The sequence below is a fragment of the Bifidobacterium saimiriisciurei genome, from assembly GCF_010667655.1.
Lineage (GTDB): Bacteria > Actinomycetota > Actinomycetes > Actinomycetales > Bifidobacteriaceae > Galliscardovia > Galliscardovia saimiriisciurei.
The window spans coordinates 63427-88592 of sequence record NZ_WHZU01000011.1 but is presented as its reverse complement, the minus strand read 5'-3'; the positions used below and the strand labels follow the sequence as shown (position 1 = coordinate 88592).

15 protein-coding genes are annotated in these 25166 nt (G+C 65.1%); 3 read left to right on the top strand and 12 right to left on the bottom strand.

The features are described 5' to 3' along the window. Positions 1-16: 16 nt before the first annotated feature. From GFD18_RS07675 to GFD18_RS07655, 5 genes are all read right to left on the bottom strand, one after another. Positions 17-397: a glycerophosphodiester phosphodiesterase gene (locus tag GFD18_RS07675; protein ID WP_100511514.1), complete on the bottom strand. Its 381-nt coding sequence runs from the start codon at positions 395-397 to the stop codon at positions 17-19. A 92-nt stretch (positions 398-489) separates the two neighbouring features. Continuing rightward, a complete protein-coding gene (locus GFD18_RS07670) occupies positions 490-1476 on the bottom strand; it encodes a LacI family DNA-binding transcriptional regulator (protein WP_163199095.1) in 987 nt (328 codons plus the stop codon). A 449-nt stretch (positions 1477-1925) separates the two neighbouring features. Then, positions 1926-3497, bottom strand: a complete 1572-nt coding sequence (locus GFD18_RS07665) for a UxaA family hydrolase (protein ID WP_163199094.1) — start codon at positions 3495-3497, stop codon at positions 1926-1928. 141 nt (positions 3498-3638) lie between these two features. After that, entirely contained in the window at positions 3639-5090 is a 1452-nt protein-coding gene (locus tag GFD18_RS07660) for a tagaturonate reductase (protein ID WP_163199091.1), read from the bottom strand. Next, positions 5087-5407, bottom strand: coding sequence for a hypothetical protein (locus GFD18_RS07655; RefSeq protein WP_163228269.1), 321 nt, complete (start codon positions 5405-5407; stop codon positions 5087-5089). Before GFD18_RS07655 ends, GFD18_RS07660 begins: the two co-directional genes overlap by 4 nt. A gap of 178 nt (positions 5408-5585) precedes the next feature. On the opposite strand from GFD18_RS07655, the gene GFD18_RS07650 reads away from it, so the two are divergent. Then, positions 5586-8774: a DEAD/DEAH box helicase family protein gene (locus tag GFD18_RS07650; protein ID WP_163199088.1), complete on the top strand. Its 3189-nt coding sequence runs from the start codon at positions 5586-5588 to the stop codon at positions 8772-8774. A 9-nt stretch (positions 8775-8783) separates the two neighbouring features. On the opposite strand, the gene GFD18_RS07645 is transcribed toward GFD18_RS07650, so the two are convergent. Further along, positions 8784-11210 (bottom strand): alpha-galactosidase, encoded by a 2427-nt coding sequence (locus GFD18_RS07645; RefSeq protein ID WP_191997354.1) that lies wholly within the window; start codon positions 11208-11210, stop codon positions 8784-8786. Between the two features lie 218 nt (positions 11211-11428). On the opposite strand from GFD18_RS07645, the gene GFD18_RS07640 reads away from it, so the two are divergent. Then, positions 11429-12544, top strand: a complete 1116-nt coding sequence (locus GFD18_RS07640; RefSeq protein ID WP_163199477.1) for an Mrp/NBP35 family ATP-binding protein — start codon at positions 11429-11431, stop codon at positions 12542-12544. 27 nt (positions 12545-12571) lie between these two features. Here the strand turns inward: GFD18_RS07640 and ligA are convergent, their stop codons facing one another. Both ligA and GFD18_RS07630 read right to left on the bottom strand, forming a co-directional pair. Next, entirely contained in the window at positions 12572-15271 is a 2700-nt protein-coding gene (ligA, locus tag GFD18_RS07635; protein ID WP_163199086.1) for an NAD-dependent DNA ligase LigA, read from the bottom strand. A gap of 53 nt (positions 15272-15324) precedes the next feature. Continuing rightward, positions 15325-18813, bottom strand: a complete 3489-nt coding sequence (locus GFD18_RS07630; RefSeq protein WP_225432974.1) for a tetratricopeptide repeat protein — start codon at positions 18811-18813, stop codon at positions 15325-15327. 197 nt (positions 18814-19010) lie between these two features. Between GFD18_RS07630 and GFD18_RS07625 the strand changes: the two genes are divergently transcribed. After that, entirely contained in the window at positions 19011-21365 is a 2355-nt protein-coding gene (locus tag GFD18_RS07625) for a hypothetical protein (protein ID WP_163199084.1), read from the top strand. A 38-nt stretch (positions 21366-21403) separates the two neighbouring features. On the opposite strand, the gene ppgK is transcribed toward GFD18_RS07625, so the two are convergent. The 4 genes from ppgK to GFD18_RS07605 all read right to left on the bottom strand — a co-directional run bounded on the left by ppgK (position 21404) and on the right by GFD18_RS07605 (position 24975). After that, on the bottom strand, positions 21404-22168 hold the full coding sequence (ppgK, locus tag GFD18_RS07620; RefSeq protein WP_163199082.1) for a polyphosphate--glucose phosphotransferase: 765 nt from the start codon (positions 22166-22168) through the stop codon (positions 21404-21406). Positions 22169-22246: 78 nt separating this feature from the next. Beyond that, complete coding sequence (locus GFD18_RS07615) at positions 22247-23515, bottom strand: MFS transporter (protein ID WP_163199080.1); 1269 nt, start codon at positions 23513-23515, stop codon at positions 22247-22249. Between the two features lie 75 nt (positions 23516-23590). Beyond that, on the bottom strand, positions 23591-24091 hold the full coding sequence (locus GFD18_RS07610) for a hypothetical protein (protein ID WP_100511525.1): 501 nt from the start codon (positions 24089-24091) through the stop codon (positions 23591-23593). A 2-nt stretch (positions 24092-24093) separates the two neighbouring features. Then, positions 24094-24975, bottom strand: a complete 882-nt coding sequence (locus tag GFD18_RS07605) for a class C sortase (protein ID WP_163199078.1) — start codon at positions 24973-24975, stop codon at positions 24094-24096. Positions 24976-25166 lie beyond the last annotated feature (191 nt).

Here is a 25166-nt window from a genome sequence, read left to right as displayed (position 1 = left end):
TCTCGGCACACGCGCTTTAGTACGGCTGGTTGCCGTGGATGATGATGCCGCGCTCGTGCTTCAGGAAGTTGCGGGCGGACTCGCGGTCGATGTCGTGGCCGCGCTCCAGGCTGCGGTAGACCACGATGGTCTGCGCGCCGGGCGTGAGCTCCTTGAACGCCTTGTGGGAGTCCCAGCCGTCCTGCGCGACGCCGAGCGTCGGCTCCTGCACGTAGCCGTAGCCGGCGGCGTTGGCGTAGCCGTTGAACGGCAGACCCCAGGCGTGGTGTTCGTCGAGCAGCGCGCCGTAGGCGTCGGCGATCGGGAAGTCGGCGTCCTGCGCACCGGCCCTGCGTGCAAGGTCGTCGGCGGTGGCGCGGTCGTATCCGGAGTCCTCCGGCGGTGTGGGCAGCGGCATGTCAGTCCCCTATCATGGTTGGTTCAAACGTTTTTCCAACCATCATGTTTACACCCACTACCGGTCAATGGGCGGCCGGCGAGGAATGCGGATCACGCCACGTATGGCGCCGTGCTTTCGCGCACGACCAGCCGTGTGGGCGTGCTCTGCACGGAGGTGTCGGCCGTACCGGACGAGAACCGCTGAAGCAGCGTCTGCGCGGCCTGCGCGCCCACCAGTCTGGTCGACCGGTGGATGGTGGTCAGCGGCGGCACGGCGAGCCTGCCGGCCATATCGTCGTCGATGCCGATGACGGAGAAGTCACGCGGGCATTCGTAGCCGCTCTGACGCATCGCGCTGAGGAAACCCACGGCCATCAGGTCGTTGTAGGCGATCACGGCTCCCGTGGGGTTCTTCAGATACTCCTTCGCCGCCTGGAAGCCGCCCTCGACCGTCGGCACGCCCGGCCACTGACGCTTGATCTTCATGCCCTCCTCGGCGCAGGCGCGCGTCAGCGCGTTCCAGCACATGCCGGCCGACCATGAATGCGCCGGACCGTCGAGATACGTGACCCTGCCGAATCCCATCTCCTTGAGATGACGGACGGCCTGCCGCATGCCCGGCGCCACGTCGGTGATGACGCACGGCACACCGCGGATGATGCGGTTGGTGACCACGACCGGCTTGACCTGCGCGCATTTGCGGATCATGGAATCGGGCATGCGGCTGGAGGCGAGTACGACGCCGTCGGCATAGTAGACGGCACGGTCGAACGCCACACGTTCCATGGACGCCGACTCGCGCGATTCGCTCACCAGCAGGCCGACGCCATGGTTGGCGCATTCGCGCTGCACGCTGCGGATGATGTCGGTGAAGAACTGGTTGGTCATGTCGGGGACGATGATGGCGACCAGTCCCTTGTATCCCACGCTCGGACGGGATTCGATGGGCACGCCGTGGTAACCGAGCTCGTCGGCCACCTGGAAAATACGTTTCGTCGTTTCGGGGCTGACCCTGCCGGGCATGGAAAACGCCCTGGATACGGTCGAGGGAGACACCCCTGCGGCTTTCGCAACATCGCGAATCGTCACCTTGCTCATTACTTCTCCATCAAAACAAGACTTCTTCTCCTGCTGAGTTTACGCAACGGATGCCCGGAAACGGCTTATTTCGCGCAAGATATCGTTTTCTTTCGTCGTCTGCGACGCGGTGCGGCGTCTTCAATGGACATGTAAGCGCTCACATGTCGTATCGCATAGGGCCGCGTATATGCAGCCGCATATGAGAATGTCCCGAAGACGACATGACGTCTTCGGGACATTGACAAACCGATCACAGGAAAGAAGAGATGGAAACGAAGGCCGCTCCTTTATTGGGTATGGACATTACGGAATAGATATACGAATATGTGATTTCCCCTCGTTTTCGGAGGGAGCCATCGGCCAAGCCGACCGAGGGAATTCCGCCTGCAAACGGCAGAGGCACCTGCAGGCGGAATGCGACACGACGGGCGATTGCGACCAGACGATGCCGGACGCCGGACGTCCGACTATTCGGTGATGCCGTCCTTGAAGATGGCGATCTCGTGCATGCCGTATTCTTCGTTGCGCGTGCTGCGCTCGCCGTTGACGGTGGCCATCACGCTGGCGATGAAGTCGGGCAGGACGTCCTCCATGTGCTCGCTGAGCAGACGGCCGGCGTTGAAGTCGATCCAGCGCGAATGCTTGGTGGCGAGCGGCACGTTCGTGGCGACCTTGTACGTGGGCACGTAGGTGCCGTACGGGTTGCCGCGACCGGTGGTGAACAGCACGATGTTGCAGCCGGCGCTGGCCAGCGCGGACGAGGAGACCAGATCGTTGCCGGGAGCCTGCAGCAGGGTCAGGCCCGGTTCGGAGGCCTGGTGGCCGTAGGCGATCACGTCGGTGACCTCGCACTTGCCGCCCTTGCGGATGCAGCCGAGTGACTTGTCCTCGAGCGTGGTGATGCCGCCGGCCTTGTTGCCCGGCGACGGGTTCTCGCCGATCGGCTGGTTGTACTTGCGGAAGTAGTCCTTGAAGTTCTTGATCAGGTGGACGATGTCCTCGAAGGTCTTCTCGTCCTTGGCCTGGCTCATGAGCACCTGCTCGGCGCCGAACATCTCGGGCACCTCGGTGAGCACGACCTTGCCGCCCTGCGAGGCCAGCCACTCGGCGAACTTGCCGACGAGCGGGTTGGCGGTCACGCCGGACAGGCCGTCGGAGCCGCCGCACTTGACGCCCACGGTCAGCTCGCTGATCGGGATGGGCTCGCGGTGGTCGTTCAGCGCCGCCTCGTTGAGCTCCTCGAGCAGCTTGGCGGCGGTCTCGTACTCGTCGTCCTCAAGCTGGCAGATCATGAACTTCACGCGATGCGGGTCGTAGACGAGGCCGTCCTGCAGGTCCTTGACGACGGCGTCGCTCGGCTCGGCGTCCGTGCCGCAGCAGCCCATGAGCGGGGTCATCTCCGACTTGAACTGCGGAATCTGGTTGTTCTCGCAGCCGAGGCCCACCACGAGCACGCCGCCGGCGTTCGGATGCATGGCGATGTCCTGCAGGATGCGCTTGGTCATCTCATGGTCGCCGCCCAGCTGGGAGCAGCCGTACGGATGATGCGCGATGATGATGGAGTCGAAGGCGCCGCAGTCGGGATGCAGGGCCTCGAACTGCTTGGCGATGTTGTCGCACAGCGAGTTGATGCAGCCGACGGCCGGCACGATGTACAGGTCGTTGCGGATGCCGACCTTGCCGGTGGAACGGCGGTAGCCCTGGAACGTCAGGTCGCTGGGCTTGCTGCCCGGCTTGACGACGTCCGGCACCGGATCGTACGTGTACTGCAGGTCCGGGCCGAGGTTCGACTTCGTGTTGTGCGTATGCACCCACGAGCCCTTGGCGATGTCGCACCTGGCATGGCCGATGGAGTAGCCGTACTTGATGATCTGCTCGCCCTCGGGAATGTCCTCGATGGCGATCTTGTGGCCGCGTCCGACGTCCTCGAGCGCGACGACCGGTTCGGCAAGACCCTCGACCTTGACGGCCTCGCCCTTCTTCAGGTCGCGTGCGGCGACGGCGACCTTGTCATGCGGATCGAGATGAATCGTATCCATGATGAAAGCCCTTCCTATACACGAATGAATGCATGGGATGGCTCCCCTCAGTCATGCTGCGCATGACAGCTCCCCTCCGCGGGGAGGGGAGCCAATCACAGGCGGACCGAGGAGAGCTATTCACTCCCATGAGCAAATGACTCAGGCGAGCGCCTTGATGAGCGGACGCATGCCCTCGGCCTTGATGGCCTCGAGGTTGGCGGCCACGGCGTCGACCAGGCCCTCGACCTCGGTGAGGTCCTGACCCCACACGGAGGCGTCGGCGAGGATGGTGGCCGCGTAGTTCTCGCTCTTGGCGGCCTCCTCGAACTTGGCGACGACGGCCGGATCATCGGAGATGTTGACCTTGCCCTCGGCCAGACCGCCGTAGGTGTAGATGAGGCCGGAGAGGGCCAGCACCAGACGCTTGGGCAGGCCGTGGCCGCCTTCCACGTTGTTGAGCAGCACCGGCAGGCAGCGGGTGACGTACTTGGCGGCGGAGTTCAGGCCGATGGCGTCGAGCGCGTGCTTGACGAACGGGTTGGCGTAGCGCTCCAGCACGGCCTCGGCGAACTTGTTGAGCTCGTCCTCGGGCAGGGACAGCACCGGGATGATCTCCTCGTGCATCTCCTTCTCGATGAACGGACGCACGTCGGCGTCGTTCATGGCCTCGCCCACGGTGGCGACGCCGGCCAGACGGGCCACGGAGGCGAGCGTGGTGTGCGGGCAGTTCAGCAGGAACACCTTGCGCTCGCGGTACGGCTTGACGGATTCGGGGGTGACCAGGTCGATGCCGAGCTTCTTGGCCGGCAGGGCCTCGTCGATGGCCTCGGCGTCGCCGGAGACGACCCACAGCAGGAACGGCTCGGCCTTGACCATGTTGTTGTCGACGTAGCCGAGCTCGTTCCACAGCTCCTCGGCGCGGTCGCGCGGGTAGCCGGGGACGATGCGGTCGACGAGCGTGTTGAAGAACTTGTTGTCGTTCTCGAGCCAGGCCTTGAAGTCCTCGCCGTAGCCGAACTTGTCGGCCAGCTCGAGCAGGTACTTCTTGAGGGTGTCGCCGTTGTCGGCGATCAGCTCGCAGGGGATGATGAGGAAGCCGGGCAGGCCGTTGTCGAAGCGGCGCTTGAGCAGGTGGACGAGCTTGGCCGGGTAGCTCTTCGGCGGCACGGTCTCGGCGGTGTCGGAGTCGTCGAGGGCGATGCCGGCCTCGGTGGTGTTGGAGATGATGATCTTGGCTTCCGGCTCGTCGGCCAGGGCGAGGAACTCCTCCCAGTCACCGACGGCGGAGAGGGACTTGCCGATGGAGTCGATGAGCTCGCGGGACTGCACCTGCTCGCCGTTCTTGAGGCCTTCGAGGACGACGGTGTAGAGGTTGTCCTGGGCGGCGAGCTCCTTGGCACGGCCCTGGGAGATCGGCTGCACGATGGCGACGTTGCCGCCGAACAGGCCGTTGTTGTTGAGCTGCTGGATGGTCCAGTCGACGAATGCGCGCAGGAAGTTGCCCTCACCGAACTGAATGACCTTGATGGGACGCTTGGCGGCATCCGCAGTGGTCAGACCCTTCTCGATGGCGACTTCGGCATTGAGAACCGGAAGATTGTTGTCTGTCATTTTTCCCTGCTTTCTGCTCGGTGAAATGCGATGATCCAGCTTGGCGAAACGCCGTTACAGCTTCGTATTCCAGCACTTCGTTTGGCTGATTTCAGCGTATGTGCATGCGGCTTCGCGCAGGGAAATTGTTGCCAATCGTTGCCTTGTTTTGCCCATATCGCGTTGTCAAGTCTTGACATTGCCGCGATATGGGCGTAAGCAACGCCGAGATTCGTCGCCGAGGCAGGAAAACGCGGCATGGAGCATACGATTTCTGCATTCATTCGAGTCATTGTCACACGAATGCGACGCGGAGTACACGATTTGATATCCATCATGTGTTTATGTGTTCCGTTGCCGGAAAATCGTGGCACGGCATGCATAATGCCGCGCATTTGACGTCCCATGCCAGCGAATCGCCGCACGAAACCCATAAGCGCAGGATATCCACCATCCCGTGATAAAAATCGTGGCATGGATGCACATCACAGCGCCGCAGGTGCACATCGCAATGCCATGCATGATAACGGTGTTTGGCAACGTCTGCGGTTCCGCGGCGAGTTCCGTGATTATCAGCAACGCGTGCTCGACGCCTCTGAACGTCATGCCGCCGACGGGCATATCCATGTCGTCGCACCGCCCGGCAGCGGCAAGACCATTCTCGGCCTCGAGCTCATCCGCCGATACGGGAGCCGATACGAAGGCCGGTATGAAAGTCGATACGAAAGTTCTTCTGGCAACGAGAAGGACGTCAACGCGTTGGTGCTCTCCCCCACCGTCGCCATCGCCGACCAATGGCGCAGACGGTTCGTCGAGAATTTCCGGATTATCGATGATGCCAATGGCACTGACGGGAACGACAATCTCCTCCGTTCCCTGGTCTCCGACGATCTTCGTCATCCCAAGGCCCTGACCTCGGTGACGTATCAGGCGTTGCATGCGGCAGTCAGCGAACGCGGCGGCAAAGTCGACAGTATCAAAGCCGACAGCACCAGAGCCGACGACGGCAGCAGCGCCAACGGCATCGCTGACACTGCTGCCAACACCGACACCAAAAACACCGACGGCGCCAACGCAACTGCCAACACCAAAACCAAAGCCGCCGCCGAATCCCCGGAGGACCGAGAGCGCCGTCTGCTCGCCGCGTTGGTCGATCGTCTCGTGGCCGCCGGCGTGCGCATCATCTGCCTTGACGAGGCGCATCATCTGCGTCGCGAGTGGCAGCGAATCCTCGAATCATTCGTCGCGATGTTGCGTGCCGATCCGCGCGTCGGGAACGACATCCTCATCATCGCTCTGACGGCGACACCGCCATATGATGCGAACGCCAACGAATGGAAGCGTTATACCGCGCTGTGCGGCGACATTGACAAGGAGATCTTCACGCCGGAACTGGTCAAACACGGCGACCTGTGCCCGCATCAGGATTTCGTGATGCTCAGCTATCCGACACCGGCCGAGGCGGCGGAGATCCATCGGTTTCGCATCAAGGCCGGCGATGCCGTGCGGCGAATCGTCAACGACGATATGTTCGCACAGGCCATTGTCGCCGCAGGCATCGCGACCGACGGACGGCAGACGCAGATACCGCCCGCATTGTATGAGCATCCCGACGATTATCTGGCGTTGCTGGTGATGATGAGTCGCCGCGATGGCATGACACCGCCGAAACGGCTGATTCGTCTGGTCACGGCGAAACACATGCTGCCCGCGTACCGCATGTCGTATGCGCAGCGGGCGTTCCGATTCATCGTCGGCGCGCCCGAACTGTTCGGCAAGTCGTTGTCGGAACAGCTCAAGCGCGAACTGACCCGCCTTGGCATGACCGACCGTGGCCGCGTTTGCCTGTTGGACAACGACAAACTGACTCGGCGATTGATGTCATCCTCCGGAAAGCTCGAGTCGATAGGTCGCATCGTCCGGCATGAGAGCGCGGTGATGGGCGAACGGCTGCGCATGCTGGTGCTGACCGACTATATTCGCGCCGACGAGAAGCGCCGCATCGGCGACGACAGGCCGATCACATCGATGGGATTGGTGCCGATTTTCGAGACGATTCGCCGAACGATGAACCTCATGAGGGCAAGCGCCCGCGCAAAGGCAATGGCTCCGGACACGGCAACCCCAGATGCGAAGACTTCGAAGGAGCCGATTGCAGACGTAAGAATCGGCCCGACTGATCCGGCGAATGATTTCATATCTTTCATACCGCTGGTCGGCGCCGTCTCCGGCAGTCTGACCATCATGCCGACGAGTCTGACCGACGACATCGACCGTCTTGCCGCCGCACATCGAATAACACCCACATACCGCCCGCTGCCGGACGAACGGTATTGCGAGGTCGACCTGGGGCCATCGAATGGCGCGAAAATCGCCGTCGTCACCGAACTGGTCGAGGCCGGGCTGCTGCATGTGCTGATTGGTACGAAGTCGCTGCTGGGCGAGGGTTGGGATTCGCCGAGCGTCAATACGCTGGTGCTGGCGAGCACGGTCGGGTCGTTCATGCTGACGAATCAGATGCGTGGCCGTGCGATTCGCAGTCTGGCCGCCGACCCGCACAAGGTCGCGAACATCTGGCATCTGGCGGCCGTGGAACCCGAGCATCTGACGTTCAGCGACGTCGGCGAACAGACGATGCAATGGCTTGACCCGCCGGATGATTCGACGATTCGTGGCGATGATTTCGCGATGCTGCGTCGTCGGTTCGACTGTTTTCTCGGGCCGTCGTATATGTCGCGCAGTGTGGAAAGCGGCATCGACCGGCTGGGCGTGTTCACGCCGCCATACGACCGCGACGGCATCGCGCGCATCAATACGGTGATGCTGCGACGAAGCGCGAATCGTGCACGGACCGCCGAACTATGGCATGACGCAATCGATGATGCGGATGACCGGGTTTCGCAGGCCGTGCAATTGGACCGTCCAATCGTGCCGCCGAAGGCGTTGCTGTTGCTGCCGTTGGGGGAGATTCTGGCGTATGCCATGTTGTCGCAGGTTGTGGGGTTGATGGTGAACGTTGCGACGGGCATGGTGCGTTCCTCGGCCCGTTCCGGCGCGAATTTCGGATTCTGGCCGACGATGCTCGTATGCGGCGCGATGGCGCTGGTGCCGATAGGGCGGACGGTCATGCGTTGGCGGGCCGTCATGGTGCCGAGGCAATCGTTGTTCGCATTGTCGTGCGCGGTGCTTGACGCCCTGCGCGGCATCGGCGCGATATCGTCCGGCAATCGAGGAGTTCCTTACGACCGAGCTGCGTCCAACGACCGATTCGCATCGAACGGCCGATTCGATGAATCACCGGATTCTCGCATGTTCGTGACCATCGAGGATGTGCCGGCCCCCGGCACAGGCGGGGAATCGGCTCTGCGATGCATGCTGGTCGGCGGCACACGGCGCGAGCAGGTCGTGTTTGCCGAAACCATGGCGGAGCTGCTCTCCCCCATCGACAATCCGCACTACGTCATCGTCGGACGGGAGTGGGGCGTGCGCGAGTATGGCGTGAGCCTGCCCTGCCCAGCCATGTTCGCCCGACGTAGGCGGGATGTGGAAGTCCTGCGTGCCAGTCTGCAACGGCATTGGACCGGCTGCACGATGATCGACACCCATACCGAGGAGGGTCGGCGAATCCTGTTGCGCTGCCGCACGAGGTCGTTTCTCAATCGCGGCGGCAAGATGCCGAACACTGTGACGACGCTGGTGCGCTGATGTCTCGGCTCACACCTCGATGGCCCAGAAGAGGACGGCGTTGGCGGGGTCGAGGCTTGGCATGCGCAGTCCGTACGACGACAATTGCGCGCCGGAGAGCGTGATGCCGTCGGCGTTCCACCATCCGAGCGGCGTCTGGCCGTTGGATATCGCCGAAATGTCCACGTTCACGGGCACGGGCTGGAGCAGGTAGTTCTTCGCGGGGTCGAGGCCGGGTACATGCATCGGCGCGACGGGATACGTGGCCGACGTGGTCAGCTGCGCGAACCGGTAGATGGCGGCTGAACGGTCGGGCTTGACCACGCCGTCGAGCCGCACGGCCGGGTCTGCGCTGTCGGCGTGCACCATGGTGTCGATGGCGAACCATTCGCGGTGCTTCTTGAATTCGGCTATCCATTCGGCCAGCAGGTCGAGGTCCTGTTGCGGCTGGTCGAGCAGGTTCCATTCGACGCCGAGGTGGCCGAGGAACGCCATGGCCATGCGCATGGTCTGCGTTGTGGCGCGGCCTGTGGAGTGTGCGGGGCTGGCGCCCACGTGCGCGCCGATCATCTCGGGCGGCACGAGCAGCGACGTGTAGCGTTGGATGTCGGCGCGTTCGACCGGGTCCACGCAGTCGGACGCCCAGATGCGGTCCGCGTATTCGAGGATGCCGAGGTCCACGCGGCCGCCGCCCGACGAGCAGCTTTCGATCTCCAAACCGGGATGGCGTTCCTTGAGTGTGCGCCAGATGTCATATACCGCAAGGGTCTGCGCGTGCACGGCGGGACGATGGCCGTGCACCGGGCTTGCGGCTTCGGTGACGAGTTTGTTGTGGTCCCATTTGATGTAGTCGATGCCAAGCTCGTCAATCAGCGTATCGATGCTGCCGAGAATATAGTCGAACGCGGCCGGGTTGGTCAGGTCGAGCACCTGCTGGCTGCGGCCTTCCATGGGCAGACGGTTCGGCGTGGGCGCGAGGATCCAGTCGGGGTGTTCGCGGGCAACGTCGGAGTTGGGGTTGACCATCTCCGGTTCGAACCACAGGCCGAATTCCATGCCGAGGCCGTGCACATGGTCGGCGAGCGCCTTGAGACTTTTCTCGCCGTCGGGCCAGACCGATTTCGCGATATGCCAGTCGCCGAGGCCGGACGTGTCGTCGCGTCGGGAGCCGAACCAGCCGTCGTCGACGACGAATCGTTCCACGCCGATTTCCGCGGCCTTGTCGGCGAGCGCGGCCAGGGTGTCGTAGTTCTGGCCAAAGTACACGGCCTCCCAGGTGTTGAGGATCACCGGGCGTGGCTTGGCGCTGAGGTTCGGGTGCAGCGAACGCAGATGATGGTGGAATCGTGCGGCAATCTCGTTAAGCCCGTCGCCGTATGAGCCGTAGACCCATGGCGTGGTGTAGGTGTCGGGGTTGGTGCCGTCCGGATTGGCGGTGAGCGTGACTTCGCCGCCGGAGAGGAGCTCGCCGCCGCCGATAACGCCGGTGGTGTAGGGCAGGCGTTCGGCGGCGAGGGTGGAGTTGCCGCTCCATCCGACGTGCACGGCGTACGCTTCGCCGTGTTCGAAGCCGAAGCCGGGCGTACCGGCGGTGAGCAGCAGGGAGGCGTCGAAGTCGGGCCGGCCGGCGAGGGAGTTCTTCTCGAATCGGCCGATGGTGAACGGCTGGCGTTGCGGCGAGCGTTCGCGCAGGTGATGGCCGGTGGTGGTGAGGATTTCGGAGGCGGTTTCGGGGATGGGGAATCCGAGTTCGACGCCGCCGACCTCCAGCGGCGCGCGCCGACTGACGGCGGCGCAGCCGGCCGTATCTCGCCCGGCCGTATCACGCCCGCCGGCTTCGTGTTCGCAGACGCCGTCCTCGTCAGAGAGATTACGCACTTCGGCACGCTGTCGAACGAGTCCGCTGGGTTCGAGTTCGGCCCGCCAGACGACCTGCACGCCCTGTTCGACATCCTGCATGGTGACGTTCACCGCCGCGGTGTCGCCGTCTGCCGTTGCCGACAGGTCGGTGACGGCGAATCGGCAGAAAAGTTCCACGCCGTCTCGTCGGACGACGATTCGTGGTTTGCCCAGCCATGATTCGGCCTGCGTGGGCAGGATGCTCGGCCACGACGTCTCGCTCAATGCACCGGAGACACGCTGCGGTTTCAATGCGTCGTAGGCACCGAGCAGCACGGCCTTGCGTCCGACGCCCGGCAACGGTCGCCCCCAGTGCACGATGCGCGGCGGCTCCATGCTCTCCGCACTATCACCGGCTTCACCGATACTGCCGCCACTGATGTTGCCGGCATCGTCGCGACCGGCATCGTCATGCCGGCGATCGGGGAACACGAGCGCGAACGCCACGTTCGCCGCCGTCTGCTCCATGTAGATGACGTGCGCCCGCGTACCGTCCGATGACGTGCCGTCGTATCGTTCGACGATGGGCCTAGCTGGATTTGGCGTGAACTGCGGCATCGTTACCTCGTTTCGTGTCGCTGCAAGAGGATTCACGCCCATCATATTTCGTTTTCCATATCCGGTTTCTCTGGCACGCCGGACGACTTCACGGTACAGTGTCAATGACACGAATACGACGGATACGACCTGCAACGATTGCGACCTACGACGATTGGCGATCGGGATTGGCTATCGGCGGATGAAAGGACGATATGGCGGCTGCGAACCAGGTGGGAATGACCGATGTGATCGAACGGAACGTGCATGACCGGCTGAGCCGCGTCATCGATCCGGAGCTGGGCAAGTCCATCACCGACCTCGGCATGATCGTCGGGATCGAGGCGGTGCCGCGCGACGTCATCGATTCGGGCCGTTCCATCGTGGATGTGACGGTGAAGGTGGAGCTCACCGTGGAGGGCTGCCCGCTCACGCAGACCATCATCGACAAGATCAACGAGGCGGTGACGTCGTATCCGGCGGCGAAGCTGGTGCCGCACATCGACGTGGCGTCGATGAGCCAGTCGAAGCTGACCGGCCTGGTCAACGACCTGAAGGCCGAACGCAAGCAGAACCCGTTCACCAAGCCGGGCACGAAGACCCGCATCTTCGCCATCGCCTCCGGCAAGGGCGGCGTGGGCAAGTCGTCGGTGACGGCGAATCTGGCGGCCACGTTCGCGGCGCTCGGCTACGACACGGCGGCCATCGACGCGGACATCTACGGCTTCTCCCTGCCCACCCTGTTCGGCGCACACGACCATCCGACGAATCTCAACGGCATGCTCATGCCGGTTACGGCGTGGGGCGTGAAGCTCATCTCCATCGGCATGTTCGCCGGCGCCGACCGTGCGATCCTGTGGCGCGGCCCGAGGCTCCAGCGTTCGCTCGAACAGTTCCTCTCCGACGTGTGGTGGGGCGAGCCGGACGTGCTGCTGCTCGACCTGGCGCCCGGTACCGGAGACATGGCGATCTCGGTGGCGCAGGCGCTGCCGAACGCGGAGCTCGTGGTGGTGACCACGCCGCAGCCGAGCGCCTCCGACGTGGCGGTGCGCGCCGGCCTCGTGGCCCTGCAGGTGCCGATGAAGGTGCGCGGCGTCATCGAGAACATGAGCTACTACGAGCACAACGGCGAGAAGCTGCGCATCTTCGGCGAGGGCGGCGGCCGGCGCGTCTCCGAACAGCTCACCAAGGACCTGAAGCATGATGTGCCGCTGCTGGGCACGCTGCCGCTCGAACCCGAGGTGCGCATCGACGGCGAGGCCGGCCGCCCCGTGGTGCTGAACGACGACGGCACGCTCACCGACACCCCGCTCGCCGCCGAATTCAAATCCATCGCCGAACAGCTGATGCGCTAGTCTCCCTTCCGCGCCGGCGGTCGCAGATCAGGCGGCCGTTTCGGACTCCGTCCTCTCCCCCGGTTCGCCGGTCTCCAGCAGCCGGACGAACTGGGCCTCGTCGAGCATGGGAACGCCCAGCGTCTCGGCCTTGGCGGCCTTGGAGCCGGCGTTGGCGCCGACCACCACATACGTGGTCTTCTTGCTCACCGAGCCGGCCGCCTTGCCGCCATGCGCGATGATGGCCTCCTTCGCGGAGTCACGGCTGAAGCCCTCCAACGAGCCGGTGACGACGACGGTCATGCCGTCGAGCGTCTGCGGCGTATCATTCGTTTCGGCCACCATGCCCACGCCGGCGGCCTTCCACGCGTCGAGGATTCTTCCACGCCAGTCGCCGCTCTGACGGGCCGCCGCAAACCATTGCACGATGGATTCCGCGATCTCCGGTCCGATGCCGTCGATTTCGGCAAGCTCCTCCGCGCTCGCCGCCTCGATGGCGTCCAACGAGCCGAACTGGTTGGCGATGAGCCTGGCGGTGGGCGGGCCGAGACGGCGGATGGACAACGCCACGAGCACACGCCACAGGTCCGTGTGCTTGGCCTTCTCGATCTCGTCGAGCATCTTGCGCGTGTTCTCGCCGGGGCGCACGTACACCGGCTGTTCGCTTGTGCCGCCGCCACGAACCTTGCGGGTCCTATGGTCCACGATCACCGCGTCGGCGGGCACGGCGTAGTCCGGATAGTCGGCGCGAATCTCCTCTACCGGGGTCTTGTCGCCGGCCTTCTTCGCATCGGTGGGGGCTGTCCAGAACGCCGGCGTGCGATACCACAGGCCGGAGCCGCCGAGACGCTTGCGCACCTTGGTCTTGCGGCCGGTCTTCGCACTCACGCCCTCACGCACCTCGATGATGGGAATCTCACGCCACACGTACACGTCGCGCAACGTGTCGACGGCAAGGTCGAACACGCCGGCCTCGCTGGTCAATACCGGCTGCTGGCGTTCGGGCAGACGCAGTCCCGCCGGCGGCTCGTACGGCTGGGGCTCCTCCCCCGGTCCGACGAGAATCTCGTGACGGGTCGGGTCATACGTCTCCACCGTGTCGGGTCGGTTCTCCTCGGGATTGGTCAGGGCGATGGCGCTCTGGTCGCCGAGATGCTCGATGTCGAACGCCTTGCGCGAGGCGAGGTTGATGATGCGTTCGGTAAGCTGCGCCGGACACGCCATGTTGAGGCAGCGGATGTCCTTGTCGCCCTCCTTGGCGGGGGCGAGCCTCGACCCGCAGCTCGGGCAGTGTTCGGGCATCACGAACTCGCGCAGCTCGCTTTCGCGCCCCTTGCGGCGTTCCAGCACGGGCCCGACGAGTTCGGGGATCACGTCGCCGGCCTTGCGCACGATCACGGTGTCGCCGATGAGCACGCCCTTGCGCTTGACCTCGAACGGATTATGCAACGTGGTGCGTGCCACGGTGGAGCCGGCCACGTACACGGGCTTGAGCACGGCCACGGGGGTCACGCGGCCGGTGCGCCCCACCTGCACGGTGATGTCGAGCAGTTCGGTGTTGACCTCCTCGGGCGGGTACTTGTAGGCGATGGCCCAGCGCGGCGCACGCGAGGTGGCGCCGAGGCGCCGCTGCAATCCCAGGTCGTCGACCTTGACGACGATGCCGTCGAGCGCGTGCTCGATGTCGTCGCGGTGCTCGCCGTAGTAGTCGATCATGTCGAGAATCTGGTCGAACGACGTGACCTCGCGGTTGTGCGGCGAGACGGGCACGCCCCATTTCGTATACAGTTCGTATGCCTCGGACTGGTTGTGCACCACGTCGTGGGTGCCGCGCGGGTGGTCGGCACCCCAGTCGAGCGTGCCGATGCCGTGCGCGTAGAACGTGAGCCGCCGCGTGGCGGTGATGCGCGGGTCCTTCTGGCGAAGCGAGCCGGCGGCGGCGTTGCGCGGGTTGGCGAACGGCGGTCGCCCCGCCTCCTCCTGACGTTCGTTGAGCGCCTTGAAGTCGTCGAAGCGCATGAACACCTCGCCGCGCACCTCCACCATGTCGGGGATGTCGTCGGCGGGGCCGCCGAGGTTCTGCGGGATGTTGGCGATGGTGCGCGCGTTCATGGTGATGTCCTCGCCGGTCACGCCGTCGCCGCGCGTCAGACCCTGTTCGAGCACGCCGTTGCGGTAGATGATGTTCAGCGCGAGGCCGTCGATCTTGACCTCGCAGGTCATGGGCAGCGGCTCGCCTTCCGGCCAGTCGAGGTCGCGGATCACGGAATCGTACCAGTCGCGCAGCTCCTCGATGCTGAACACGTCGTCGAGGCTCATCATGCGCGAGGGATGCCGCACCGACGCGAAGTCGTTGGAGAACGTGCCGCCGACGCGATGGGTGGGCGACTGCGGCGAGTCGAGCGTGGGGAACGCGGCCTCGAGCCGCTGCAGGCAGCGCAGGCGCGCATCGTAGGCGGCGTCCGACGAGGTCGGCGCGTCATCGATGTAGTAGGCGATCTGGTCGGATTCCACCCATGCGGCCACCTTGGTCCACAGGCGTGCGGCGTCATCCGAACGCATGGCGGCAACGTCAAGGCCGTCGAGCCTCAGGGCGTCGGCGTCCGTGGCGCCCAATGCGGCCACCCACTGCGCGGAGCCGGGCTCGTAGGCGGCGATCGTCGTGTCTTCTGTCACGTCGCCGTCGCCGTCGAAATCCCAGGCCAACTGTTCGGTGGCGGCGTTGGTCTTGTGCTGTGCGTTTGCCATGGGCGTTGTCTTCTCTCCCTTGGTTATTCGGCGGGCTCAGTTATTCGGCGGGCTCAGTTGTTCAGCGAACGGAGGAACTGGATCTGTATGGCGTCGAGCCCGTCGTGCTCGTCCATGCGGGCCGCCGCCATCGACAGCGTACGGGCGGGCACGAACAGTGCGTTGTCCACGCACATGCGGGCCGCGTCGCGCACGATCGACAGCGTCTCCGGAGCAGGCCATACGGGCAGGTCGTGCTCGGCCAGCACCCGTTTGGCGTCGTCCACGTTCTGCGGCACGGGTATGCACTGCGAGCGGGCTCGGGCCATGAGCTCGTTGAATTCGCCTTCCAGTGCGGGAACGGCGCCGGAACTGATGTAGTCGCTCATCAGGTAGGCGGCCGCCGCCACGTCGAATTCGTCGCGCATCCATTCCGCGTAGGCGAGCCGGTAGTAGGCGAACGCGGCGTCGTCGCGGTCGAGCGCCACACGCAGCGCGTTGAGGCATGCGGCGCGCGCCGAATCCCAGTCCTGCGCCCGCGCGAGCTGGATGGAGAGCCTCAGATGCGACAGCGGATAGGCCGGCGCATACGACACCATGGCGTTGAGATGCGGCAGCGCCTGTTCCGGCCCCTCGAGCTGGGCGCGCACGTCGGCGAGCTCCATATGCGCGTAGAACAGGTTGTCGGGGATGAGCAGCGTGCGTTCGTCGGGCGTGGCGAACAGACGGTTGTAGACCACGCGTTCGGCGTACGAGTTGAAGTAGCGCGGCACGGCGCCGGAGCCGGCGAACTTCGAGTCCAGGTCGGCGACGGCGGCCTCGGCCACCTCCATGGCCTTCTGCGGCTGTCCGCCGAACAGCAGGTCGCGGGCCTTCACGCGTTCGGCGTCCAGCCGGTCGGTGAGCGTGAACTTGGCGTCGGGGGTGTCACGGCCGTCGATCAGCGCGCTGGTCACGTCGGAGGCGATGTCGAACAGTTCGGGGTCGGCGATGCGCTGGATCACCTCCATCGCATGCCGCGCCTTGTCCACCGAGGAGCCCGGATCGTCGGCGAGCCGGTGGAATTCGTTGACGGCGTGCTGCAGCACGTCGGCCCTTTGGATGGAGAGGCCGAGCGCGTCCTTGGCGCCCAGCACGGTCGACAACGGCCGGCTGAAGTGCTGGTCGCTCAGTTCGGGCTCCTCCTGGGAGCCGAGCGGCGAGTACTTGTTGTCGCGGATGTCGAACTCCGCGTTGATGGGCTGCAGCGCGCCGGCGCCGTCGATGTCCATCACGGCGCGGAAGTCGCGGTACACCTTGCGCGGTTCGCTCAGGCCGAGCAAGCGCACATGGTCGAGGAACGCCTCGCGGTCGAACGTCACGGTGACGAGGTTGCGCACGGTGGGGTTGCGTCGCAATGCGGCGATGGGGTCGTCCTGCGCCACGTCGCCGTCGGCGTCCATGGCGTCGCCGGCCGCCTCGCCGCCGTAGTCGCCGGTGAAATCATCGTCGTCATCACCGGCGATATCGCCGCCGTCGTTATCATCCGACGACAGCGAGAACGCCATTTCGTCGAGGTCCGTGCCTCGCATGAGGTCCTGGAACGCCTGGTCGACGGACTCGCCGTCGGCGGCGTCCGTCGTCTCGTCGGGATTCGACGACACGTCCGTGGCGGCCGGCATCTGGGCCGATGGGTTGCCATGGAAGTCGCCGTCCTTGGGGTCGGCCTTCGTGCCGCCGCCCATGCTTCCGGTGCGCATGCGTTCGAACGTGGTCAGGGCCTCGTTCATCATGGCTGAGATGGCGGAGTTCTGCTCGGCGACCGCCTCCTCGAGGCCGATGGAGTCGATGTGCAGCGAGACGTGGCTTACGTGCGAGTCGACGCCGAAGGCGAGCGCGGCGAGCATGAGGCCGACGCGCAGGTTGTAGTCCACGCCGAATGACGCGCGTTCAGCGTCGGTGAGCGTGACCCATTCGCGTCGCGTCTCGTCGTAGCGGGTCGACGGCATCATCGAGGTGCCGGCGGTGGTGAAGCCGATGGCCACGTTGCCTTCCGCGAGGTTGGAGCGGAATTCCACGTCGAAGCGGTATGGCAGGCGCAGCTTCCTCACCAGCGAGGAGAACGTCTGGCGGTACACCCATTCGGATCCGTTGGCGTCGCGCGGCGCACGGCGCAGACGGCCGCCATGCACGGGACCTGCCGCATCGTCGGGGCCATTGCCTTCGGCCGCCCCGCCGGCGGTTTCCTGCGCGGCCTCGCGGGCGGCGTCCACCATGGCCATGAGCGCCGACGTGCCGTCGCCGTGCACGGGGTCGAACGAGTCGCCGGGCTCCTCCTCCAACGGCAGTGCGGTGAGGGCGGGGTTGAGCAGCAGCGCGCGGTCGAGCTGGGCGGCCTGCGCGCGCGTGACGGTGTCCTCCGTGGGGTACACGCCGATGCGCGAGTTGCGTTCGAGCCACATGCTTACGGCGGCGAAGCGGTTGAGGTTGCCTTCGATGCGCAGCGAGGCTAGCGCGGGCCGGAATTCGAGGCTGGAGTCCCAGCCGAAGAAGTAGGCTCCGGAGTAGGGCGACGAGTAGAGGTGCAGCGGTTCGGCTCCGTGCACGGCCTCGAGTCCTTCGATGGTGTCGAGCGCGCCGGCCTCGTTCATCAGGTCGGCGAAGTGGTCTTCGAGTCCGGAGGCGCGCATGCCGTGGGCGCGCGCCTGCATCGTGTCCTTGATGCTGCGGCGGATGGCGCCGATGGGGGCTTCGCGGCGAAGACGGCGGAAGATGTTGCCGGCGCCGAATCCGACGACGAATCCGTCGAGCGTGGGCAGCAGGTATGCGGCGAAGAACGCGATGGCGATGGCGTCGCGGAATTCGAGGTCGGCTCGCAGCTCCACCGGCAGGTCGGCACGCATCTGTTCGAGCGTATAGCGGTTGTCGGCCTTGAGCCAGGAGGCGAGCCACGTCATTTCGCCGGTTTCGTCGCGTCCGACGATGCCGCCCTGCAGGGCGTGGAAGAGTTCGCCGTCGCCGTCGGCCGAACCCATCGGACCCTGGCCGTCGAGTCGGCTGCGCGGCACTTCGATCTCGCTTTCCTTGGCGAAGAGGAACACCGGTTCGGCGCGCTGCACGTCGGGGCGGATCTGCGTGCCGGCGAATACGCGGCCCTGACGGTCGACGAAGGCGATGGGTGCGCAATGGTTGCGGTCGGTGAACACGGCGAGCGAGTAGCCGTCGCCGCCGGTTTCGGGGAACTGCACCCAGCCGACGGAGAAGTGCGGGGGAAGTCCCGGCAGTTTCGGCAGCACGCGGCGTCGCACGAGCGGCTTCAATGCGACCGTATGGTCGAGGAACGTGTCGAACGCCGCGCGTCCCGCCGACTTCGGCGTCGCGGGGTTCGACGCCGCCGCGGCACTGCCAGCGTCGCCGACACGATCGGTACCGGCATGGTCGGCGTCGACATGACCGACGTCGACGTGGCCGAATCCGGCGGCATCCTTGATCCTCCCTGTCGTACGGTCGACGAGGGAACGCAGCAGACGCGCATAACGGGAACGTTTGCGGTCATGACGATGGGAGGAGGATGACATAGACATACCGCCCATTGTCACAATCAATCACGACATGCCCCGCCGTTTTCATGCCACAAGAGAACACATGGAGGAACACGCTGCGGAACGTGCGGAGGAATGCCCTCATCATCGTTCGCGCGGCCGGCCGCAGGCCGTCGTTGCCCCGCGAAGCGGACGGGATATGGACCCCGCCTTCGCCCGTGCCTTTACAATAAGGTAACGTGAATGCCCGAATCGCTTCCGTGCGGCCTTGGCTGCGCTCCCTGCCCGTCAACCACCGATACGGTTGCGTGGCGGCGGCAATCATCCTTGTTCTCGAAATCGTCTGCTTCAATCTGCCGTTCTGGACCGCCATCAGCGCCCCGGCTCCGGTGGAGTCTCCGCATATGACGCTGGGCGAGGGACTGGCCCGCAGCGGCGCCGGCGTGCTGCGCGTCGACGACCCCACCAAAGCGTACATCGAGGTCAGCGGACTGACCGATTCCGCAGGGGCCGCCGGCGAGACCGTGCGATACGTCCGGTTCGCCTCGGGTTCCGCCACGAACCGGGACGCCGCATTGGACGACGACCGGCACCCGTTCGACTGGGCGCTGCATGTGCGCATCGACGCGCGCACGGCCGACGGCGTATGGCATACCGGCACGGATGATTCGTTCCACCGTCATGTGAGGCCCAGCACCTATCTGCGCAACCGTGCGAGCGACGGGCCGGTCGGGGCCGTGCGCGTGTGGATTCAGGAGACGCAGGGCGCGCAGTTCGCGTTCGACACCCTGGAGGTCAACGCGCATCCGCCGCTGCGCATCAGCCCGGTGCGTGTGCTGGCCATGAGCGCCGTGGCCGTGGTGTTCGCCATGCTCCGGCCCCGTTCGAGGCTCTACCGCATCGCATTGAACACGCATAGTCGCAGGCAGCGCATCGCCTTCGCCGCAATCATCGTGCCGTTCGCCGCGATGTTCGTCTTCACGGTGTGGAATGCGATATGGTCCGGTTCCTCCGACGTGTTCCACCAGCCGTATTCATATGTGTATGACTTCAATCAGTATGCGCAGGTCGCCGATTCGCTGCTGCACGGCCGGCCATGGCTCGACCTTCCCGTGCCGCAGGCACTGCTCGACGCCGCCAACCCGTATGACGTGGCCACGCGCGACCGGCTGCTCTCGCAGGGCGTGGGCGACATCTACTGGGATCATGTGTTCTTCGACGGCCATTGGTACACGTATTTCGGCGTGGTGCCGTCGGTGCTGCTGTTCCTGCCGTACCAGGCCATCACGTCGCTGTGGATCGAGGGCGGCGCATGGCTGCCGACGCCGGTGGCCACGGCCGTCTTCCTGTTCGGGTTCCTCATCTTCAGCCTGCTGCTGGTGATCCGCATCATCGACCGGTTCTTCCCCACCATCAGCGTCGGCGTGGTCATCCTGCTGCTGGTCGTGTTCGCCTGCGGGTCGAACGCGTGGTTCCTGTGGCTGCGCCCCACGTTCTACGAGCTGGCGCCGTCCTCGGCGCTGATGTTCACCGCCCTGGGATTGTGGCTGTGGCTGAGCGCACGACGCGTGCGCATGCCCGGCAACGACGGCAACGGCAACGGCGATAACGACGACAAGCCACGCTGGCGCACCTGGACCATCAACGATCCGGCCCTGACCGCCGATCCCGAGGCGGACGGGATTCGCATCGACCTTCGTCGTGTGGCGTTCGGGTCGCTGTGCATCGCGCTGACGTTGGGCTGTCGCGCCACGTTCATCTTCTCGGCGCTGTTGTTCCTGCCGATCTTCGCCGACGAGATTCGCGCCGGCCGCATGCTGCGCTTCCTCGGGGTGCTGCTCCCCCGCCGCATGCGTCTGCTGCCGTGGCCCCGCCGCGGCCTGTGGACCACATGGCGGTCCGACCTTGCGGCGATGCTGCCTGCGGCGGCCGTGTTCGCCGCGTTGTTCGCCTACAATCTCTGGCGTTTCGGCTCCCCGCTGGATTTCGGCAACGACTACCAGCTCACCGTCACCGACCTGACGCGCTATCATGAGCCGCTTTCCGTGCTGCCGCAGGTGCTGGGCTATTACCTGTTCCAGCCGCCGCGGCTCATCGACTCGTTCCCGTGGCTGGACGTGCCCTTCACGCATGTGGAGCCGTGGCAGTACACGGAACGCATGATATGCGGCTTCCTGTGGTTCATGCCCGCCTGCCTGCTGATCGCCGCCCTGCCAGCGATGCGCCGGACGCTGATGCGCCATCGCATCTGGGGCCTGGCCTGCTCGTTGCTGGCATTGGGCGTGCTGGAGCTGGTGTTCGTCGCCTACAAGGGCGGTCTCGACTGGCGGTATGTGAGCGATTTCGGCTGGCTGTTCTCTCTGGTCGCGGCGATGACGATTCCGGCGATATTCGAATGGTCGGCGAACCGCCGGTTCCTGTTCTCCGTCGGCCAGGCGCGGCTCGCGCGCATCGCGGTGTGCGTGGTGGTGGCGCTGGTGTTCGCCACCATGCTCATGACCATCGCCGGCACGTTCGTGCCGAGCAAGATCAGTCCCCTGATACGAACGAACCCCACGGCGTATTACGCCGTGAGGTCCTGGTTCGTGTGGTAGCGGCCGCCGCCTCTCCGGCGGCCTTTGCTACTTGTCCGCTACTTCTCCATCTGCGTGCTGGCGAAGTAGGCGGCGCCCACGATGCCGGCGGCGTTGAGCAGCGTGGCCGGCACCATCGGGGTCTCGACCTCGATGTAGGGGAAGAACTTCTCGTGCTTCTTGCTCACGCCGCCGCCGACGACGAAGATGTCGGGGCTGAAGTAGTGCTCGAGCAGACGGTAGTACTTGGTGAGGCGGGCGCCCCACTTCTTCCACGAAAGCTCCTTGCGCGAACGCGCGGAGTCGGCGGCGTACTTCTCGGCGTCCTTGCCGTCGAGGATGAGGTGGCCGAGCTCGGTGTTCGGTACGAGCACGCCGTTCATGATGAGCGCGGTGCCGATGCCGGTGCCGAGCGTGGTGGCGATGACAAGGCCCTTGTTGCCCTTGGCGGCGCCGTACTGGGCTTCGGCGAGGCCGGCGGCGTCGGCGTCGTTGACCACATGCACCTCGCGGCCGGTCTTCTCGCTGAGCAGCCTGTTGATGTCGACACCCACCCAGGACTGGTCGAGGTTGGCCATGAAGTTCAGCGGGCGGCCGGGCTTGACGGGCGCGGGGAACGCCACACCGATGGGGGTGCCGTCCTCGACCTCGTAGTGGTCGAGGATCTCCTTGACGATCGCCGCCACGGCGTCCGGCGTGGAAACCTCGGGCGTGGGGATGCGCAGGCGTTCCGCCGCGAACTTGCCCTCCTTGAGGTCGACGGGCGCGCCCTTGATGCCGGAACCGCCGATGTCGATGCCGAAGGCCTGTGCGGTTTCAATCATGGTTTTCCTCCTCGGTCTGAATGTCGACGCCGACGGGTTCGCGGGCGTCCGGCTGCTGCCATAGCAGCCGTTCCGTTATCATTCCGTTCCAACACTACCGCGTTTTTTCGCCGTCGCCGGCAGCTTCCGGCTGTTTTCGCTCTGGTGAGCGTGCACACGGCGAAGATTCTCGTGCATGAGCACCATGAGCACGAGAATGACGCCGAGGTAGACGGGGAACAGGCCGATGGAGACGTGGTTGGCGATGAGGCCGAACAGCGGCGGCGCGGAGAGGCTGCCGAGATAGGCGGTGGCCATCTGCACGCCGATGATGGCCTGCGATTTGTCGGCGCCGAAGTACGTGGGCGTGGAATGGATCATGCACGGGTAGGTGGGCGCGCATCCGAGGCCGATGAGGATGAGGCCGACGAGCGGCGTCATGGTGCCGCCGAACGGCAGGGCGATGACGATGACGCCGAGTGCGATGATGGCCTGGCCGATGCGGATCATGGTCGGGTCGTCGAACCGCATGGTCATGAAGCCGCTGATGGCGCGTCCGGCGGTGATGCCCAGGTAGAACAGGCTCGCCCATGCGGCGGCCCGGTCGGCGTCGACGCCGCGGTTCAGCACCATGTAGCTCGCCGCCCAGAGTCCCGTGGTCAGTTCGAGGCCGCAGTAGCAGAAGAACATGATGAGGATGGATTTCGCGCCGGGGATGGCGAGCACGCCGAACAGGCCGAGCGGCTTGCGTTCGGCATCGGCAGCGGCGGTCTCGCCGGCCCCGTCGCCGGCGGCATCGGCAGCGGCGGCCGAGACCCCCGAACGCGCCTTCCACAGCGGCAGGCTGAGCACGATCAGCGCGGTGAGCACGATCTGCAGGATGGAGATCCACCGGTAGCCGTTGTTCCACCCGAAGTCTCGGGTGAGGGCGAATCCCATGATGTACGGGCCGGCGGTGGCGCCGAGGCCCCACATGCAGTGCAGCCAGCTCATGTGACGGCTCGCGTAGTGCAGGGCCACGTAGTTGTTGAGCGCGGCGTCCACGCCGCCGGCGCCGAGACCGTAGGGTATGGCCCACAGGCACAGCATCCAGAACTGCGAGGAGAACGAGAATCCGCCGAGCGAGACGGCCGTCATGGCCACGCTGATGGCGGTGATCCTGCCGGCGCCGAGCTTCAGGGTGAGCCGGTCGCTCATCAGCGACGACACGATGGTGCCGGCGCTGATGATCATGGACACGACGCCGGCGTATGAGACCGGCACGGCGAACTGGTGGTACATGACCGGCCATGCCGAGCCGAGCACGGCGTCGGGCAGGCCGAGACTGATGAAGGCCACGTAGATGACGGCGAGCAGCAGATTGCCCATGGGCGTTTCTCCTCAGGTCGCGATAATGAATATGTACGTATGTACACATCATGGTGCCACAAGGATTAGACCGTTCTATTCCGCGTTCTCGCCGGTCCCGTCATCCCACGTCGCCCCCTCCATGTCATGAACGATCCTGGTGAGTCTCTCGACCTCCTTCTCCAATCGCGCGATGCGACGCCCGTTGATGATGATCATCATCTCGGAGAGCACGCTGTCGGATTCGCTGCGCGGCATGTCGTCCAGAAACTTCAGGAAGTCGGTGACGTCCGCGCCGCCGGCCCCCTCGGAGCCGTCCGCGTCATCGCCCCACACGGGCTTTCCCCCTCTGGCCAGGATGGCATCGGCGGTGTCGCGCCACCGCCGGGTGCACCGCTCGATGCGCTTGTGTCCGATGACCTCGGGACCGAGGCCGACGGAACGGAATATCACGGTCGGCGACTCGCCGCGTCTGTCACGCAGCAGGAACTCCCTGCGGAACGCGTCGGTGTATTGGATGCGCGTGGCGTTGACCTTGCGGACCACGGGAAGCTGCTGCAGCATCGCAATCTGCATCGGCGTGAATTCTTGTGTCATGGTTATGCCTCCTTTGCAGGGCAGTTCCGCCGGCCCCGCCACCAGCGCGCGCCGCCGATGGCCAGCAGCGTGGCCGCGGCCGCGATGCCGCCGAACCGGAACCAGGTGTCGGGCGAGGTGGGCGAGAACGACACGACGGGCTCCTTCCTCTGGCTGGGATGGTAGGCGGTGCGCTCGCCGGTGACGAGCAGACGGTGCGTGTTGATGCCGTAGGGCGTGCAGGTGACGAGCGTGACGAGGTCGCGCCCCTTGATGGCGCGAATCGAAGAGAGTTCGTCGGGCTTCACCACCCGGATGTCCACGACCTTATAGGCGTGGGTCTCGTCGAGCACGCCGATGAGGAAGACGTCGCCCTTCTTCAGCTCGTCGAGCCGGGTGAACAGTTCCGCGTCGGGCAGCCCGCGATGCCCGGTGAGCACGCTGCGGTTGCCTTTGCCGCCGATGGGCAGTGCGGTCTGCCGCATGTGGCCGATGCCTTTGGCGAGGGTCTCGTCGTCGGTGCCGTGGTAGATGGGCAGGTTGAGTTTGAGTTTGGGGATGCTGATGGTGCCCATCACGCCGTCGCCGTTGATGTTGAGCACGTCGGTGTAGTTCTGCGGCAACGCGTAGCCGCTGCCGGGCACGAACGGATCGTGCAGCGGCTCGCCGGAAAGATTGTCGTTGTATTCGCGCGCCAGCTTGAGCTGCTTCGCTTTTTCGGCGGCCGACATGGTGGAGGCCGTGCCACTGTAGTCGGCGATGACCTGGTCATGCTGCCGCGTGGAGAGCAGGTCGGCGAGGATCGGGTAGGAGAACACGCCGATGCCGGCGAGGATGAGCAGCATCGCCGCCACGGTGATGAGGCGGTCGGACGCCCTGCTTCGGGACGTCTTGTGTTTCGCCATGTCCTCCGACTCCTTGGTTGTTCGAATATGTGGTTGCCCGGGCATGTGGTTGCCCAGGTATTGGGTTGCCCGAGTATGTGATTTGGATAGCGTAAATCCCCGCAGAATGCGTATCGCCATTCCGCGGGGATCGTCATGGGGCGCCGCCGATGCAATGGACGGCCGGCCGAAGCCTGAGATGCCGGACGACG

What these genes read in the sequence shown, in the direction of transcription:
- GFD18_RS07675 (WP_100511514.1), bottom strand. Translation starts at nt 397, where the DNA reads ATGCCGCTGCCCACACCGCCGGAGGACTCCGGATACGACCGCGCCACC.
- GFD18_RS07670 (WP_163199095.1), bottom strand. Translation starts at nt 1,476, where the DNA reads ATGAGCAAGGTGACGATTCGCGATGTTGCGAAAGCCGCAGGGGTGTCT.
- GFD18_RS07665 (WP_163199094.1), bottom strand. Translation starts at nt 3,497, where the DNA reads ATGGATACGATTCATCTCGATCCGCATGACAAGGTCGCCGTCGCCGCA.
- GFD18_RS07660 (WP_163199091.1), bottom strand. Translation starts at nt 5,090, where the DNA reads ATGACAGACAACAATCTTCCGGTTCTCAATGCCGAAGTCGCCATCGAG.
- GFD18_RS07655 (WP_163228269.1), bottom strand. Translation starts at nt 5,407, where the DNA reads ATGATGGATATCAAATCGTGTACTCCGCGTCGCATTCGTGTGACAATG.
- GFD18_RS07650 (WP_163199088.1), top strand. Translation starts at nt 5,586, where the DNA reads ATGCATGATAACGGTGTTTGGCAACGTCTGCGGTTCCGCGGCGAGTTC.
- GFD18_RS07645 (WP_191997354.1), bottom strand. Translation starts at nt 11,210, where the DNA reads ATGCCGCAGTTCACGCCAAATCCAGCTAGGCCCATCGTCGAACGATAC.
- GFD18_RS07640 (WP_163199477.1), top strand. Translation starts at nt 11,429, where the DNA reads ATGACCGATGTGATCGAACGGAACGTGCATGACCGGCTGAGCCGCGTC.
- ligA (WP_163199086.1), bottom strand. Translation starts at nt 15,271, where the DNA reads ATGGCAAACGCACAGCACAAGACCAACGCCGCCACCGAACAGTTGGCC.
- GFD18_RS07630 (WP_225432974.1), bottom strand. Translation starts at nt 18,813, where the DNA reads ATGTCTATGTCATCCTCCTCCCATCGTCATGACCGCAAACGTTCCCGT.
- ppgK (WP_163199082.1), bottom strand. Translation starts at nt 22,168, where the DNA reads ATGATTGAAACCGCACAGGCCTTCGGCATCGACATCGGCGGTTCCGGC.
- GFD18_RS07615 (WP_163199080.1), bottom strand. Translation starts at nt 23,515, where the DNA reads ATGGGCAATCTGCTGCTCGCCGTCATCTACGTGGCCTTCATCAGTCTC.
- GFD18_RS07610 (WP_100511525.1), bottom strand. Translation starts at nt 24,091, where the DNA reads ATGACACAAGAATTCACGCCGATGCAGATTGCGATGCTGCAGCAGCTT.
- GFD18_RS07605 (WP_163199078.1), bottom strand. Translation starts at nt 24,975, where the DNA reads ATGGCGAAACACAAGACGTCCCGAAGCAGGGCGTCCGACCGCCTCATC.